Here is a 16,839-nt window from a genome sequence, read left to right as displayed (position 1 = left end):
CCGTTCAGCATCACCCTCATGACGCTTCAATCGGTCAAATCAGCCATTGTCACACATCGCGGTTCACCGGAGAACAGTTCTCCCAGGTACGCTCAATAGTCCTTCTCGAAGAAGAGCCCGCCACCGGAATCGCCATCACTTCCCACCGAGCCCTTGGCCTTCAGATTTGGAGTGATGTCGAGATTGATCGTACCCTTGGTCTTGCCGGCGGCGCCCGCCTCGACGCCCAGATAGACATTGTCGCGAATGTAGCGGCCGGCACGTACACCCGCATTGCCCTGGCTGTCGGTCACTACGTCGAGATCGTCGAGCCCGGTGCTCTTGCGCAGACTTTCGAGAAGCGACGAATTTGAGCCACCAGCCAATTCCGCCGCGGCCGCAGCAAGGCGCGCGACCTGCAGCGGAGACAATTCACTGATCGAGCGATTGAAGATCAGTCTCGCCATGACCTCGTCCTGCGGCAACTCAGGCTGGGAGGAGAATGTAATCTGCAGATCCGATACACGCCCCCTGACAGTGACGTTAACGGTTATGTCGGTTCCCTGGGTGCTGGCGACGAAATTCAGCTCGGGATCAAGGTCCCCGACAAGGGTAACCTGCCCCTCGGTGAAGGTGATGCGCTGGCCGAGAATGCCGAGGCGGCCACGGATGAGGTCGAAACCTCCTACAGGCTGGACGTTCGTTGCTGGACCAGTCACGCGCACCGACCCGCCGATCTCGGCATCAAGGCCGCGACCACGGATGAATATCCTGTTGGGTGCGGTTATGTTGATGTCGAGGCGTACCACGCTTGGGCGAGCTGTAGGCGTCGCTACAGCAGGTTGATCCGCCTTGGCGCGTTTGAGTGTCTGCAGGACCGCCTTTGAGGGATCCTTGTGCCTGACGTCGATCATCGCCGATGCACCGCCAAAGCTTTCGGGTACCGTGATTTCAGCCCGGTCGATATTGATGTTTCCGGAGATCACGGGATCGCGGGTCAGGGGACCGTTGATTGCAAGTGCGCCCGTCACCGTGGCCACGACGAGATTGCCATCGGCATAGCGAGCCCTGTCGAGCCGGATATCGATGTTCGCCGGGAAGTTGGCAGCTGCATCGGTGGATATGGTACCGGTTGCGCTGATCGTTCCGCCCGTCGAGAGCGCCGCATTCAGCGTGCGTATGGTAACCGTGGTGCCTTCCATGCTGCCGAGCAGCGTGATGCGCTGAAGCCTTATATTGGCTTCCGGATCGATCACCTCGGCACCATTGGCGGAAAACGTGCCGCGGATCTGTGGTTTGCTGAAGCTGCCTGTGACGGTCGCACTGACGTCGATCACGCCTTTTGCCTGCGTACCGCGATCGGCCATCAACCGGTTGGCAAGCGACAGCGGAATGTTTCCGGTGATGTTGATGCCGAGTCCCGAACCTGAAACCGGCACGTTGCCATTGGCCGAGACTGTAAAGCCTTGTGGGCCATCCACCTTGGCAGAGGAAAGCGATAACGTATTGTTCGCAAAGCGCCCGGCCGCCGCGAGCTGCAGTGGCGCCAGCCCCGCATCCTGCAAAGGCCTGGCGGAAAGCCCAGCGCCCTTCAGGTCGAATTCCGCGTTTGGCCGCTGCAATGTGCCGGTGACGCGCCCTCTCCCCGAGATGTTGCCAGCGAGATTCTGGCCCTTGACGACACCGTTCAACGCTGTGAGCGGGAAGCTTCTAAGGTCAAAATCCACGCCGAGCTGGCCCTGTGCAAGCGGCACACTTCCTCTTGCCGAGGCGTCCAGACCGCCTGCACCAGTCAAATGAGCATCCACATTGAGCTGGTCGGTGGTGGACGTTCCCTTGGCATCGAGATTGAGCGCGTCAAGTCCTGCCTGCTTCAGCGCGGTCGCTGTGATTGCGCGAGCCTGCACGTCGAAATTGACATCCGGTCTCTGCCTCGTACCGCCAATCCTGGCCGTGCCGTTGATCTCGCCGCCAAGGCCGAGGTCCGGCTTGATTGTATTCGCGATGTCGAGTGGCAGCTTCTGGATAGCTACGGCAAGATTGAGCGTTTCAGCCACCTCGCCGCTGACCGTAACCCGGCCATGGCCGACATCGAGGATGATGTCACCAAGCGATACATTGCTGCCTGCAACATTGATCGTTGCCGGTTGCACCAGACGGGCTGCCAGCGTGCCGCGCGTGAGTTCCGCATTGGCCAGCGACAGGAGGAAGCCTGTGTCCGTCGGCTGGAGCGAGCCTCCGACCGACGTCCTTGCACCATTCTTCAAGCCGGCATTCATCGTGAAGTTGGTGACCTTGCCGTCCTGTACGGCCTTGGCATCAAGGCTGGTCACGTCGATTCCGGCAGCCGATACATTGGAGGCCGTTACAGAACCGTTGACCGACGGCACCCTGAAGATATCTTGGGCCGCCAAAGTGATTGCCGCCTTGCCGACGGCGACATCATTGGCCTTCAGGCCGTCGATCTGGCCGTTGATGTCGACATTCTGTCTCTCGTCATCATGGCTCAGTGCAATGGTGGCATCCGCCTTGCCAGTAGCTTCTACGAGGAACAGCGCGGCGGCCGTCGATACATCGCTTGAAGCGAGCGTCAGGTTGCCCTGGAGAAGGCCCTTCCCGTCTTGGGTAACATCGCCGCGCAGGCGGGTTCCGCCAGCGATGAACGACAGGTTGCTGAGACGCTTCTCTTGCTCATGCAACGCAATCTCGGTTGTGAGATCCGCCCGTATGCCATCAAGGAAGGCAAGGCCGGCGATCCTGCCATCAACTATGCCCTTGAAGAGCGTGCCATTGAAGGTCAACTCACCCTGTGTCAGCTTTCGGCCCGACAACGTGCCTTCCGGGACGCCGGCATTGAACGCCAGAGCGATGATATTGTCCTGACCGCGGGCGCTGCCCTTAACCTTCAGCGCTCCTGCGGCCTTGTCGGAGAGCAGAGCGAGGTCGGCCAGGTCGAGGCCAAAATCGAAGTTGGCTGCGCCGCTGGCAAACGTTCCATTGGCAGTCAGAAGTGTTTGCGGATTCTCGACCTTGAAGTCCCGCGCGCTCAGCCCGCCCTCGCCGCGCCCCAGCCCGCCAGTGATGCGGGTCTCGCCCGCGAGCACCTTGTCGGCCGCATCGATGCCGAGTTGCATGCCGGTGGCGTGTCCGTCGAGCATAAGATCGAAACCGCCTTTCAGCGCCTCGACTAGCCCGCTAGCCTTCAGATCGATCGATCCGGCAAGATCGCGCCCGGCCAGCGCCGAGAACGGCGCGAGGCTGGACGCCTTGACAAATATGTCGCCCCGGTAGGCGAAATCATTGATTGTTCCAGCCAGGGCGGCGCTGAAGCCGTTGGCGGCGACGAGAGCCTGCCTGAGATTGACCGGCGTTCCCGCCTTCCAGTCGCCATTGATCTTGAGCTGGATGACGTCGCCGAGCGCCTCGGCAACGTCTGCCCGCTTGGCGGTGATGCCTGATACATCGCCGGTAACGTCATAGGTCAACGAACGGGTCGTCGGGTTGTCGATGTTTTCGGCGAGGCCCTTGCCGATGATGTTGACGGATTTGGCGGCGAACGTATCGGTCGTAAGGTTGGTTACCTCTATGCTGCTGGTCCAGTCATTGTTGGCGCTGGCGCCGAATGAAACCGTGAGCACTGCCTTGTCGACCGTCGTCTGGCCGCCCTTGACGGGAAGGATGACCTTCTTGCCGGTTGGATCGGCGATGGTTGCATCGACCTTGAGCTGGCGCAGGAAGCCATCGCTGGTAGTCTCCCCGGTGGCATCGAGCGCCAATGCATTGCTCTTGATGTTCAGGCGGTCAAGCGCCACGCCACCTGCATCGCGCAAGGTGCCGTTGACGATGAGCGCCGTTTCGTCGCCGAAGAAATCGCGAAAAACCGGGGGTATCAGGGCAGCAATTTCGCCATTGAGCGTGGTGTTGAACCGGAGGCCGTCGCTTTCGCGGTCGAGACGGGCCTCGCCGGTAAGCACGCGCCTGCCCGCTGCATCGAGCGTCAGTTGCAAGCCTAGATCGCCCAAGGGGCCTGACCCCTTCAGCGCCAATGCGACCGGCGGCCTGCCCTCGATATTGAGGAGATTGGCGACAATACCGTTTTCAGGCTCGTTCAGGGTAAGATCGAGGTCGAGCTGCTGGCTTTCATTGGCATAGGCCGCCTTGATCTGGAATTCCCCTCCCGGACCATCGAGACGGCGTACCTGCACGCTGGAATCGAGCGATCCCGCTTCCAGCCTCAGATTGCCTGCCAGCGATATTTCGGATCTGAGGCCGAAAACGCCATCTCCAAAAGCGATACGTCCTATCTGCAACTCCTGAAGGATGACCGCCAACGGCAGCTCCGGCAGACTGAAGCCCTTGGCTTCGGGCGAAGGCAGGCTCTCATCGGGCAGCGGCTTGCGCAGAACGTCTATGCGCTCGGCAGCCAGCGTGTTGACGTCGAGGCGACCGCGCAGCAAGGCGAGACGGCTCCAGACGATTTTCGCGTTGGTGACCCTGAGCCAGACACCTTCGCGGTCTGCAACGGTAATGCTGCCAATGCTGGCCTCGGAGGAGAGAACGCCCTGAATGTTGGAGATGACAATCTGGCGATTGGGCGTAGAGAGCTGATTCTGGACAAAGCTCAGGAAGTAGGACTTCTCGGCCTCGGCACTATCCTGCGCCACGGCCGGGGCTGCAAACAGCAGCAGAAATATGACTGCTATGATCCTGGTCAAAACGCCTGTCCTATTCCAACGTAAAATGCAAAATCCGGATCGTCGTCCGTCGGGTCGAGCGGGACGGCGAAATCAAGCCTGATGGGACCCAGGCCTGTATTATAGCGCAGACCGGCGCCGACACCCACGCGAAGGCTCTCGGCGAAATCCGGGAATGATTCCTCGCCGACATAGCCTGCGTCAACAAAGCCAACGACGCCGATCGTTTCCGTCATGCGAATGCGCGCCTCCACGGAGCTTTCAATCAGTGAGCGGCCGCCAATGACATAATCCTCGCCATCTCGCGACACGTTAACACCCACGTTGCGATAGGCATAACCACGGATCGAGCCGCCACCACCAGCGAAGAAGAGCTGGTCCGGAGGCAGTTCGGCGACTTCGGCTCCCACAATCGAGCCGAGTTTCAATCGCCCGGCAAGAATATACTTGTTGTCGGCGTCGAGGCTGTAATAGGTGCGGCCCTCGGCGGTAAATTTGGTGGCGAAATTGCCGTACTCGAATTCGTAGAACGGCGAGATCAGGCCTTCCAGGAAATGGCCGCGCGACGGGTCAACCTTGCTGTCACGGCTGTCATAGGTGAGTGTGCCCACCAGGCCGGCGGTGAGGAAATCCCTCTCGCCAAAGAAATCGTCGTCGAAGCGCGACTTCGAGACACTTGCCGTGATTTTTCCGGTCAACTCATCTGAGAAAGTGTGGGTGAAACCTGCATCCGCTGTAAGCGATGTCTGGGTATAGGCATCGAGGACCTTGCGCTCCCCGATCAGCGATGAAATGAAATCGGTATCTGGGGTGTACACGCCCGGCTTGGTGAAACTGACACCGAGCAGATAGCTGTAATCCTGAGGGTCATAGGATTGATCCCCGATGCCGCTGATCCTTGCATCGAAGCGCAGGCGCTCGGCCCTACCGAACAGGTTGCGGTGCAGCCAGAACGCTTCAAACCCGGCGCCATCCAGGGTTGAATAGGAGCCGCCCAATCCAAAACGCCGTAATTTCTGTTCCTGGACAGCAACGGTGATCGGCAAGAGGCCATTGCTGGTAATGGCCTCGGCCTCCTCTACCCGGGCGGAACGGAAAACTTCCAGACGCGACAGGCGCTTCTTTGCCCGCTCGATCTCATCGGGATCATACTCCACTCCAGGCTGAAGGCCCGTAATGAAAGCGACGAACTCCGGGTCCATTCGTTCCGTACCCGTTACCGTTATCGGCCCGAAAGCAGCACGCCGGTCCGGGTCGACTTCGATTGTCGCATCAACCCGGCTGTTGTCGTGATCGGCAAGGACATCGCGCGAGACGATCTTTGCCTTGGGGTGGCCCTGTTCACGCCAGGCGTCCACGGCGAGGCGCTCCGCCCTCACAATGGCCGTCGAGCGTGCAACGTCTCCCGGCGCAAAGCCCTGCTCTTCCGGCCGGTCTACCTCATCCTTGGGATCGACGGGCGGCGGCGCCATGTTCCTGACCCTGGCGGTCGCAAAGAGGAACTGTGGACCCGGATCGACCGCGATCGTCACAGTCGCCGGGTTTGAAAGCGTTGCATCCGGTGGAATATCTGCGGCTTCGCGGCCGTCGACCTTGATGCTGATCGTGCCGCCATAACGGCCGTCCGCATAGAGCGCGCCGAGGATGCGTCGATAATCGCCTCGCGCCTTGGCCAAAAGGCCCGCAGCGCCTGACGCCGGCTTGTCCTCGTCGGCAATGAGACTCGACGCGCCTTCGACGAGCTTCTTCGTTTCGTTGTTCTCGCCTTGAGCGATTTCAACCGTGTATTTGTGCGGGTCGGCGATCACCGAATCTGCGTCGGCGTCTTTTCTTTCACCCCAGAGATGGATACCGAAAAGGTCGAAGGCCTGCGCTGGCGAAACAAGGGCGGTAAATGCCAGCAAAGCGGCGCCAAAAACACTGGCCTGTGGGCGCCTCAAGTCCATCAACCAGCAAAATCCCTACTCACGAAAACACACAGATACGCCGCGGGAACGGAGAAAAATATCCTGCGTGCGCTGAAATTCCCCTCCCGAGCTTAAGAAAACGATAACATGACGGGGAAACCCGGCCAACCCGCAACCACCGCTGGTGCGTCGCACAAGCTGCCGCTTGTGGCCGTACGGCCACAGAATTGCCCTGCACGCGTCCCCAGCCGCAATCACTTTTTGTAAGGAGCTTGCAACAGTCTGCCGTGTTTACCGGCAGACCGTTGCCCGGCTTGCCTATTCGGCAGCAGCCAGCCATTCGGCCTGCGGCTTCTCGCCGGCGGGCATGGATGCCGCAATATGGCTCGCCACGATCTCTGCCGTCGCTGCCGACAACGTCCAGCCCAGATGCCCATGGCCCGTATTGTAAAAGACGCCTTGGCGCTTGCCGTTGCCGACGCGCGGCAGCATGTCCGGCATCATCGGACGAAGGCCGGCCCAGGGTACGACATTGGACGTATCCATGCCTGGAAACAGATCGCGGCTCCAGTCCACCAATGGCTTTACCCGGTCGTAGCGAATATCGCGGTTCTCGCCGTTATATTCAGCCGTCCCCGCAACCCGTAGTCTGTCGGAGCCCAGGCGGCTGGTGACGATCTTTGCATCATCGTCGAGGAGACTGACCCATGGCGCCGATTTCCGGCTTTCCTCGTCAGTGAGGTTGATGGTGATCGAATAACCCTTGACCGGATAAATGTTGACGCGGTCGCCCAGTTGAGCCGCGAATGTGCGACTGGCAATGCCGGCACAGACGACGATGGCATCGAAGCGCTCGGACTCGACCTCTGACAATGAAGCCGAAGCCTTGTTCCATGAAACAACGACACCATCCGGACCATGCTTCAGCGTTTGCACATTGGCATCGCCGATAAAACGCATGCCGCGTCGCATGGCGGCGTCGGCAAGACCACGGGTGAACTTGTGAATGTCGCCCGTGGAATCTGACGGGGTGAAAAAGCCGCCGTAGAAAGACCCATCAAGCGCCGGTTCGATGCTGTGGATTTCCTCATTGGTCACGGCGCGGCGATCAAGGCCGCCGGCTTCGAGGAGCCTGTTGACCCTGACCGCGTGGTCATAGCCGTACTTCGAACGGTAGATGTGCAGGATGCCACGCTTTTCCAGGTCGAAGTCGATGTTTTCTTCCGCTGCGATCTCGAACATGCGCTGGCGCGCCGCAATGGCAAGTTTCGTGGTCGCGATGGTGTTCTTCTCGTAGTGGGGAATGTTCATGACGAACTCCGCCATCCAGGAGTATTTGTGCCAGGACGGTTTCGGGTTCATCAGCAGTGGCGCATCCTTGCGCAACATCCACTTCATACCCTTCAGGACAGTCGACCAGCTGTTCCACACTTCGGCGTTGGATGCCGAAAGCTGGCCGCCATTGGCAAACGACGTTTCCATGGCCGCATAGCGGTTGCGGTCGAAAACGGTGACAGAGTAGCCCTGGCGGGCAAGCGCATAGGCGGTCGTAACGCCGGTAATTCCGGCGCCGATAATGGCGATATTGGTCATGGCAGTCGCGGTCCTTCAGCAACACATGGTTTCAGTTTCGCCGTTCATCAACGGCACGAAACCCCATCTGTCACGGGACCTGAGAGTTTGGCCCATCAGCGCCGGCCGGATGTTAGCCATCCATGTCACGGCAGCATTACCGGCTTCAGCCGGTCGGGCTTTCTCCTTCGGTGGGTGACGCATTGAGACAGCATCACCACTCTCCAGATGTCCGACGCTAGTCTGGTCCTTTTGCCTGAGAGTTTCCGGGGCGGTTGCTCCATCGGCGCCGGTCTTACCGGTCTCTCCCAGATAGCCTGTGCGAACGGCACTGCTTATATCGCAGTTGCGAGAAGAGAACAACTGGCTAAGAAAGGATGAACCCTTTATGTTGGCCACACATATCTATCCTTGCGGAGTCAATTCATGAAACCCGTCTTCCTGCAGCTGCAATGTTTTCCCGGCAAAACCTATGAAGTGGCGGCTGCGCTCTTCGAACGCGAAATCGTCTCGGAACTCTATTCGACCAGCGGCGACTACGACCTCCTGATGAAGATCTATATTCCCGAAGACCAGGACATCGGGAAGTTCATCAATGACAACGTCCTTGATATTCAGGGTATTGCGCGTTCGCTGACGACGATGACATTCACGGCATTTTGAGCATTGAGACATTCCGCCCCGTTTCCTGCCGCGATGAACTCGCCTATGTAACGAATGCAATAAAAAGCCCCTGTGCGGGTAATAAAATTCCATTCTTTGCCATGGGAGCGGTTTTTCGATAGAGATGCCCTCTCTTGCAATTCACCATCAGGACCTCGCAAAATGCCCCCCTATCGTTCACGCACAACCACACATGGCCGCAACATGGCAGGTGCCCGCGGGCTCTGGCGCGCAACAGGCATGAAGGATGAGGATTTCGGCAAGCCGATCATCGCTGTGGTGAACTCATTCACGCAGTTTGTTCCGGGCCATGTTCACCTGAAGGATCTTGGCCAGTTGGTCGCCCGTGAAATCGAAAGTGCTGGCGGCGTTGCCAAGGAATTCAACACCATCGCGGTCGATGATGGCATCGCCATGGGCCATGACGGGATGCTCTATTCGCTACCGAGCCGCGAGATCATCGCCGACAGCGTCGAGTACATGGTCAATGCGCACTGCGCGGACGCGATGGTATGCATTTCGAACTGCGACAAGATCACGCCCGGCATGTTGATGGCGGCACTGCGCCTCAATATTCCGGTCGTCTTCGTTTCCGGCGGACCGATGGAAGCCGGCAAGGTTATCTGGGAAGACAAGGAAAAGAAGCTGGACCTCGTCGATGCAATGGTCGCGGCAGCCGATGACCGTATCTCCGATGAAGAGGTGAAGGTTATCGAGCGTTCGGCCTGCCCCACCTGCGGATCCTGCTCCGGCATGTTCACGGCAAACTCGATGAATTGCCTGACCGAAGCTCTCGGCCTGTCATTGCCAGGCAACGGTTCGACGCTGGCAACTCATGCCGATCGCCGTCGTCTCTTCGTGGAAGCCGGGCATCTCGTCGTCGATCTCGCTCGCCGCTATTACGAGCAGGACGACGAAACCGTCCTGCCGCGCTCGATCGCTTCCTTTGCCGCATTCGAAAACGCCATGACGCTCGACATTGCGATGGGTGGTTCGACGAATACGGTTCTGCATCTGCTTGCGGCCGCCCATGAAGGCGAAGTCGATTTCACCATGAGCGACATCGACCGCTTGTCCCGCCGCGTGCCGGTTCTTTGCAAGGTCGCCCCAGCCGTGGCCAATGTGCACATGGAAGATGTGCACCACGCCGGGGGGATCATGGGCATTCTCGGCGAACTCGATCGCGCCGGGCTGATCGATACGTCGGTCTATTCCGTGCACTCCGCCAATCTCGGTGCAGCGCTCGAACGTTGGGACGTCGTTCGGACCAAGAACAAATCGGTCCATGACTTCTTCATGGCAGCGCCCGGCGGCGTGCCGACCCAGGTTGCATTCAGCCAGGACCGGCGCTTTGCAGATGTTGATCTCGATCGTGAAAAGGGTGTCATCCGCAATGCGGAACATGCCTATTCCAAGGATGGCGGGCTGGCCGTGCTCTACGGCAACCTTGCTGAGGACGGCTGCATCGTCAAAACTGCCGGCGTCGACGAATCCATCCTGAAGTTCTCCGGACCCGCTCGTATTTTTGAAAGCCAGGACAGTGCCGTTCTCGGCATTCTGAATGGTGCCATCCATCCGGGTGATATCGTCCTCATCCGCTACGAAGGCCCGCGTGGCGGACCCGGCATGCAGGAAATGCTCTATCCGACCAGCTACCTGAAATCGAAGGGTCTCGGCAAGGCCTGCGCACTGATCACCGACGGACGTTTCTCCGGTGGCTCGTCAGGCCTGTCGATCGGCCACGTATCGCCCGAGGCCGCCGAAGGCGGGCTCATCGGCCTGGTTGAAGAGGGTGACATCATCGATATCGACATCCCCAACCGCAAGATACACCTCGCAGTGGATGATGCCGTGCTCGCTGAGCGACGGGCCCTGATGGATGCCAAGGGTTCGGCGGCGTGGAAACCTGCAGAAAAACGTAAGCGGAAAGTTACTACTGCGCTGCGCGCTTACGGAGCCATGGCGACAAGCGCAGCCAGGGGGGCAGTACGTCAGATCCCGGATGAGTGGAATTAACACCTTTCTTACCCTCCCCCTTGTGGGGAGGGTGGCGCAAAGCGCCGGGAGGGGCTTCTGGTCAAGTCCCCTCCCCGGACCTTCGGTCCGTCCCTCCCCACAAGGGGGAGGTAGGGCCCCGGTACTACTTCGCCGCGTCGGTGATCTTGGTCGTCCAAGCACCCTCCGGCTTCTTGGTGATGACCGGATCTGAACCGCCACCGAGCAGAGTTTCCACCGTCCGGTCTGCTGCCGCCACATCCAGCACGCCGGTCGAGCCTTCCGTCAGCTTGTTGATTTCGCCCACCATGCGCTTCTGGTGCTTTTCCGTCTGGGCACCGCTCGCATCATTGTCGAGGACGATGGTCGCCGCTTCATCGGGATTGGCACGGGTATATTCCCAGCCCTTCATGGAAGCCTTGACGAAACGCGCAAGCTTGTCGACCATCTTTGGATCGTCGAGGCTCTTCTGCAGGACATAGAGGCCATCCTCCAGGGTAGCGACGCCCTCATCTTCATACTTGAACGTTACCAGCTGATCCTCCGGGATCCCGGCATCGATCACCTGCCAGTATTCGTTGTAGGTCATCGTCGAGATGCAATCTGCCTGCTTCTGAATGAGCGGATCTACATTGAAGCCCTGCTTCAGCACGGTCACGCCGTTCGGTCCGCCATCGGTCTTGAGGCCGAGATGGTTCATCCAGGACAGGAATGGGTATTCATTGCCGCCGAACCAGACGCCGAGCGTCTTACCCTTGAAATCCTGCGGCTTGGCGATGCCGGTTTCCTTGCGGCAGGTCAGCATCATTCCCGAACGCTTGAAAGGCTGGGCAATGTTGACCAGCGGTAGGCCCTTCTCGCGGGTTGCGAGGGCAGAAGGCATCCAGTCGATCACCACATCAGCACCGCCGCCGGCGATGACCTGCGGGGGAGCCACGTCGGGTCCGCCCGGCTTGATCTCGACGTCAAGGCCCGCCTCCTCGTAGAACCCCTTGTCCTTGGCCACATAATAGCCAGCAAACTGACCCTGCGTGACCCATTTGAGCTGCAGCACCAGCTTGTCTGCGGCCAAGGCGGAGCTCGCCATGAGCGTCGCTGCGGCGGCAAGAGTAAGTGCTATGGTCTTCTTCATGTTTTAGTTCTCCTCTTTTCTTTTTATGTTCGGTAGGAAGGATGCCAGAAGGTAACGGCCCTCTCAATGAGGGTAATCAGCCCGTAGGACAGGGAACCGGCCAGGGCCGCGACGAAGATCTCGGCCCAGACCATGTCGACATTCATGCGCCCGACCTCCATCGATATGCGAAACCCCATGCCGACGATGGGCGACCCGAAGAATTCCGCGACAATGGCGCCGATGAGCGCAAGCGTCGAGTTGATCTTCAGTGCATTGAATATGAAAGGCATCGCCGCAGGAAGCCTCAACTTGAGCAGCGTCTGAAAATAGCTGGCGCCATAGGTACGCATCAGGTCACGCTCCATGGCGCCTGACGCGGCAAGCCCCGCCACCGTGTTCACCAGCATGGGGAAAAACGTCATGATGACGACAACGGCCGCTTTGGATTCCCAATAGGATCCGAACCACATGACCATGATGGGGGCGATCCCGACAACGGGGAGTGCCGCAACGAGATTGCCTATCGGCAGGAGACCCTTGCGCAGAAAGGGCACGCGATCGACGACAATCGCCGCAAGGAAGCCGGAACCGCAGCCAATGGCATAGCCGGCGATGGCGGCTTTGAGGAAGGTCTGCTGGAAGTCGGCCCACAGCGTCGGCACGGACGAGGCAATGCGAGCAGCAATCATCGAAGGGGGCGGCAGGAGAATTGTCGGTACGCTGAAACCGCGGACGGTAATCTCCCAGAGGATCAGCAGCCAGGCACCGAACAATACCGGTAAAGCGAGATTGGCCAGCCGCTGTATGTCAGGCGATCTGAACCGCAGTGAAGCAAGCCGCTGCACGGCGAGCCAGGCCAGCAGCCACGCCGCCACCACCAGGCACCAGTAGCCGCTGGATGGACCAGTCGGCGCAAACGAGCTCAATGCTCCTATCAGGCAGAATGCACCAATATGGACGAGAACGAGAAGCGCAATCAAAGCGGCCATGGACGGTGCCACGAACAACGCGACAGCGGCTGCGGCGAACAATATGGCGGGGGCGGAAACCAGAAGGATGCCTGAACCATCTGCCCCCGTCGGCAGGACGAGCGAGACCGCGGCGAGCAGGAAGGCGAGAATGGCGAGCGGCGAGCGGTTCATGCCCGAACTCCCATACGCCGATTGACCAGATTTGCCATCAGCCCGATCAGGCTGACAAGCACCGAAGCCATCAGCGCCGCCGCGATCAGTGCTGCCCAGATCTGAACGGTCTGGCCGTAGTAAGACCCTGCGAGCAGGCGCGCGCCAATGCCCGCCACTGCGCCGGTAGGCAGCTCGCCGACAATGGCACCAACGAGGCTTATGGCGACCGCGATCTTCATGGAGGTAAACAGATAGGGCATGGAGGCCGGCCAGCGCAGCTTCCAGAAGATTTGCGCCTTCGATGCGTTGTAGGTGCGCATCAGGTCAAGATGCATGATCTCCGGCGAGCGCAGGCCCTTGACCATGCCCACCGCAACCGGAAAGAACGAGAGATAGGTCGAGATCATCGCCTTGGGCAGAAGCCCGGTGATATTGACCGCGTTGAGCACGACGATGATCATGGGCGCGATGGCAAGGATCGGCACGGTTTGCGACGTGATGATCCATGGCATCAGGCTCTTGTCGAGCGTGCGGGAATGCACGATGGCAATGGCGAGGACGATGCCGAGCAGAGTGCCCAGGGCAAAGCCGAGCAGGGTTGAGGAAAGCGTCACCCAGCCGTGATAGACAAGGCTGCGCTTCGATGTCGGGCTGACGTCGAACACCGTCTTGCGGATTTCCTCCGCCACCTGATGCGGGGCCGGCAGGACCGGACGTTCCTGCTTCATGGTATTGGCGATCAGTTGACCCGTGCTTATCGTCGTCCCTGCCCGGGCGGCCTGATCCCGTTCGAAGGGCGCGTTGAGAATGATTGCAAAAGCATACCAGAGCATGACGATTGCAAGAAGCACGGTAGCAACGGGAACAACGCTGTTGCGAATGAAATTCATGGCCTGTTTCCCGCGTCATCCGGTTCGAACCGGTAGAGAATGTCCGGCAGCTTTTCTTCATTGTCGCCATCCGTCCGGCGGATTTCCCTGAACCTTTCCCGCAGGTAGAAGGCCTGGGCACCGCGATTGGCGGCGAAGGTCCAAAGCTGGATGGGACCGGTCGATTTTTGTTTCGCGTGGTCGAGCAAGGCCTTGCCGATGGCTTTCCCGCGAAAGTCGTGATGCACATAGAGGGCGCTCACGCTGTTGTCCGGTGACAATGCAATCAACCCCACGATGCGCTCGTCCGTTTCAGCCACGAACACTTCAAGCGTGGTAAACACGATGTCGCGATAGTAATCGGCAACCGCGCGCCGGGAATGGATGCGAGGCATCCATGCCGTGGCGTCGATCCAGGCGTTGATGATATCCGCGCATGCCGCCATGTCCCTCAGCCTGGCTGCACGGATGATCGTCATGGGCGCCTTGCCAATGTCACAGATGCGCTGCGTCATAGGAATGGCCATGGCGCAGGCCCTCGCGGACGCGATGGGCAATTTCGAGGAACTCCGGGCTCTCGCGGATATCGAGTGTGCGCTCCGATCCAAGTGTACAGTCGATGATCTCGTGAATCCGGCCGGGACGCGGGCTCATCACCACGATCTTCGTTGACAGGAATACAGCCTCCGGAATCGAGTGGGTGACGAAAACCACTGTCTTCTGCGTCTTCGCCCACAACTTCAGCAGTTCTTCATTGAGATGGTCGCGGACGATCTCATCGAGGGCACCAAAGGGCTCATCCATCAACAGCAGATGCGGATCGAACGATAGTGAACGGGCAATGGACGCCCGCTGCTGCATGCCGCCGGACAACTGCCATGGAAATTTCTTTTCGAAACCGGAGAGATTGACCAGATCCAGATTCCTGGCAATGCGATCCTTCCGTTCCGCCTTGGGGATGCCCATGACTTCCAGTGGCAAGGAGATGTTGCCGGCGATGGTGCGCCACGGATAGAGCGCCGCCGCCTGAAACACGTAGCCGTAGGCGCGCTTTTGACGGGCTTCCGACGGCGTCATGCCGTTGACGGAGATCGAGCCCGACGTCGGCTGCTCGAGATCGGCGATCACCCGCAAGAGCGTGGTCTTGCCGCATCCGGACGGTCCGATGAAGGAGACGAATTCGCCACCGCCGACCTCAAGATTGATATTGGACAATGCATTGACCGGACCGTCATTGGTCTGGAAAACCAGTGACAGATCCTTGACGTCAATCACATTTTTTGGCGCCGCATCTGCCATCGTCTTCGCCTTGGGTCGGAGCGCGACGACTGTCATCAGACGCCTGCCGGAATATTCTTCGGATCGCGTTCCACTCTACGCGGTGCCGTCAATTCCTTCCAAGTGGAAAGTGCACGATTGGCTGGCGCATTGGCTTCGCGCTCAACAAAGCGGCCACTACCGGTCGGCGCCAGGACTTCGCCGTCCTTGAAGGCGACCTGGCCGCGCGACAACGTCATGCGTGGCAGGCCCGTCACCTCGATCCCTTCGAAGACATTGTAGTCGATCGCCGATTTCTGGGTCTTTGCCGAAATCACCTTCGAAGCGTTTGGATCCCAGATGACAATATCCGCATCGGAACCGGGCAGGATCGCCCCCTTCTTCGGGTACATGTTGAGGATTCGGGCAATGTTGGTCGAAGTCACGGCGACGAATTCATTCGGGGTGAGGCGGCCAGTACGCACGCCCTTGGTCCAGAGCACCGGCATGCGATCCTCCAGCCCGCCTGTCCCGTTCGGTATCTTGGTGAAATCACCGACGCCAAAACGCTTCTGCTCCGTCGTGAAGGCACAATGATCCGTGGCTACGACCTGCAGGCTGCCTGATGCGAGACCAGCCCATAGACCGTCCTGATGGGCCTTGTCGCGGAAGGGCGGCGACATGACCCGTCGCGCGGCATAGTCCCAGTCTTCGTTCTTGTATTCGCTCTCATCGAGCGTCAGATGCTGGACAAGCGGTTCGCCATAGACGCGCATGCCTTTTGCCCTTGCACGGCGAATGGCTTCATGCGCCTGCTCGCAGGAAACATGCACGATATAAAGCGGGACACCCGCCTGGTCGGCAATCATGATGGCGCGATTGGCTGCCTCGCCTTCCACCTCCGGCGGGCGCGAATAACCATGGGCCTCGGGTCCGGTATTGCCCTCCGCCATGAGCTTCTGCTGGAGATGCGCCACGACATCTCCGTTTTCCGCATGGACCAGCGGCATGGCGCCAATCTCCGCGCAGCGCATGAACGAGGCGAACATCTCGTCGTCGTCGACCATCAGTGCACCCTTGTAGGCCATGAAGTGCTTGAACGTATTGATCCCGCGCTCGACCACCTTCGGCATCTCGTCGAATACCTGCTTGTTCCAGCTGGTGATGGCCATGTGGAAGGAATAGTCGGTCCGCGCCTTCCCCGCCTTCTGGAACCAGTCCTGCAACGCGGCCAGGAGCCCGTCCTGTCCCGGCAGGACAAAATCAACGACCATTGTCGTGCCGCCGGCCAGGGCTGCCGCGGTGCCCGTGTCGAAATCGTCGGAGGAATGCGTGCCCATGAACGGCATTTCGAGGTGGGTATGGGGGTCGATGCCGCCGGGCATCAGGAAACAGCCCGTGGCATCGATCGTCTCGTCGCCGGAGAGGTCGGCGCCGATGGCTGCGATCGTTTCGCCGTCGATCAGTACATCGGCTTTGTAACTGCGGTCGGCGGCAATGATGGTGCCACCCTTGATCACCTTCGTAGCCATGTGTCCGTTCCCCTTTTTGGTCTTTTGAACAGTGCTGCGTTGTTTTCGTTTTCTCTGCAAAGATGGATTGCACAACCATCTAGCGTGGTTCGACAAGCTCACCATGAGGGACGTGAGTTGATTGCATCAAGGG

At 59.5% G+C, this 16,839-nt stretch carries 11 protein-coding genes and 1 riboswitch; of the genes, 2 read left to right on the top strand and 9 right to left on the bottom strand.

Features of this window, described 5'->3' with window-relative positions; genetic code table 11:
• Nucleotides 1-92 precede the first annotated feature (92 nt).
• The 3 genes from K9U38_RS15570 to K9U38_RS15560 form a co-directional block, all read right to left on the bottom strand.
• Nucleotides 93-4,694, bottom strand: a complete 4,602-nt coding sequence (locus K9U38_RS15570) for a translocation/assembly module TamB domain-containing protein (RefSeq protein ID WP_224495259.1) — start codon at nucleotides 4,692-4,694, stop codon at nucleotides 93-95.
• Complete coding sequence (locus K9U38_RS15565) at nucleotides 4,691-6,619, bottom strand: autotransporter assembly complex protein TamA (protein WP_224495258.1); 1,929 nt, start codon at nucleotides 6,617-6,619, stop codon at nucleotides 4,691-4,693. Before K9U38_RS15565 ends, K9U38_RS15570 begins: the two co-directional genes overlap by 4 nt.
• A 279-nt stretch (nucleotides 6,620-6,898) precedes the next feature.
• Complete coding sequence (locus K9U38_RS15560; RefSeq protein WP_224495257.1) at nucleotides 6,899-8,173, bottom strand: D-amino acid dehydrogenase; 1,275 nt, start codon at nucleotides 8,171-8,173, stop codon at nucleotides 6,899-6,901.
• 213 nt (nucleotides 8,174-8,386) lie between these two features.
• Nucleotides 8,387-8,473, bottom strand: a riboswitch (glycine riboswitch).
• A gap of 105 nt (nucleotides 8,474-8,578) precedes the next feature.
• On the opposite strand from K9U38_RS15560, the gene K9U38_RS15555 reads away from it, so the two are divergent.
• Nucleotides 8,579-8,815, top strand: a complete 237-nt coding sequence (locus K9U38_RS15555; RefSeq protein WP_100000660.1) for an Lrp/AsnC ligand binding domain-containing protein — start codon at nucleotides 8,579-8,581, stop codon at nucleotides 8,813-8,815.
• A 162-nt stretch (nucleotides 8,816-8,977) separates the two neighbouring features.
• On the top strand, nucleotides 8,978-10,831 hold the full coding sequence (ilvD, locus tag K9U38_RS15550; RefSeq protein ID WP_224495256.1) for a dihydroxy-acid dehydratase: 1,854 nt from the start codon (nucleotides 8,978-8,980) through the stop codon (nucleotides 10,829-10,831).
• A 124-nt stretch (nucleotides 10,832-10,955) separates the two neighbouring features.
• Here ilvD and K9U38_RS15545 read toward each other — a convergent pair whose 3' ends face one another.
• The 6 genes from K9U38_RS15545 to hydA are packed head-to-tail and all read right to left on the bottom strand — an operon-like array spanning nucleotide 10,956 to nucleotide 16,706.
• The gene (locus tag K9U38_RS15545; RefSeq protein ID WP_224495255.1) at nucleotides 10,956-11,942 is read right to left on the bottom strand and encodes an ABC transporter substrate-binding protein; all 987 of its coding nucleotides are present in this window, start codon (nucleotides 11,940-11,942) and stop codon (nucleotides 10,956-10,958) included.
• 23 nt (nucleotides 11,943-11,965) lie between these two features.
• Nucleotides 11,966-13,066, bottom strand: a complete 1,101-nt coding sequence (locus tag K9U38_RS15540) for an ABC transporter permease (protein ID WP_224495254.1) — start codon at nucleotides 13,064-13,066, stop codon at nucleotides 11,966-11,968.
• On the bottom strand, nucleotides 13,063-13,938 hold the full coding sequence (locus tag K9U38_RS15535; RefSeq protein ID WP_224495253.1) for an ABC transporter permease: 876 nt from the start codon (nucleotides 13,936-13,938) through the stop codon (nucleotides 13,063-13,065). Before K9U38_RS15535 ends, K9U38_RS15540 begins: the two co-directional genes overlap by 4 nt.
• Nucleotides 13,935-14,444 (bottom strand): GNAT family N-acetyltransferase, encoded by a 510-nt coding sequence (locus K9U38_RS15530; RefSeq protein WP_224495252.1) that lies wholly within the window; start codon nucleotides 14,442-14,444, stop codon nucleotides 13,935-13,937. Before K9U38_RS15530 ends, K9U38_RS15535 begins: the two co-directional genes overlap by 4 nt.
• Nucleotides 14,413-15,252 carry an ABC transporter ATP-binding protein gene (locus K9U38_RS15525; protein ID WP_224495251.1) on the bottom strand — a complete coding sequence of 280 codons (840 nt, stop codon included), beginning with the start codon at nucleotides 15,250-15,252 and terminating at the stop codon, nucleotides 14,413-14,415. The genes K9U38_RS15530 and K9U38_RS15525 overlap by 32 nt, the downstream gene beginning before the upstream one ends.
• On the bottom strand, nucleotides 15,252-16,706 hold the full coding sequence (hydA, locus tag K9U38_RS15520; protein WP_224495250.1) for a dihydropyrimidinase: 1,455 nt from the start codon (nucleotides 16,704-16,706) through the stop codon (nucleotides 15,252-15,254). The genes K9U38_RS15525 and hydA overlap by 1 nt, the downstream gene beginning before the upstream one ends.
• Nucleotides 16,707-16,839: the final 133 nt, after the last annotated feature.

The organism is Phyllobacterium lublinensis (genome assembly GCF_020164435.1).
Classification (GTDB): Bacteria; Pseudomonadota; Alphaproteobacteria; order Rhizobiales; family Rhizobiaceae; genus Phyllobacterium; species Phyllobacterium lublinensis.
This window is presented reverse-complemented; position numbering and strand designations above follow the sequence as displayed.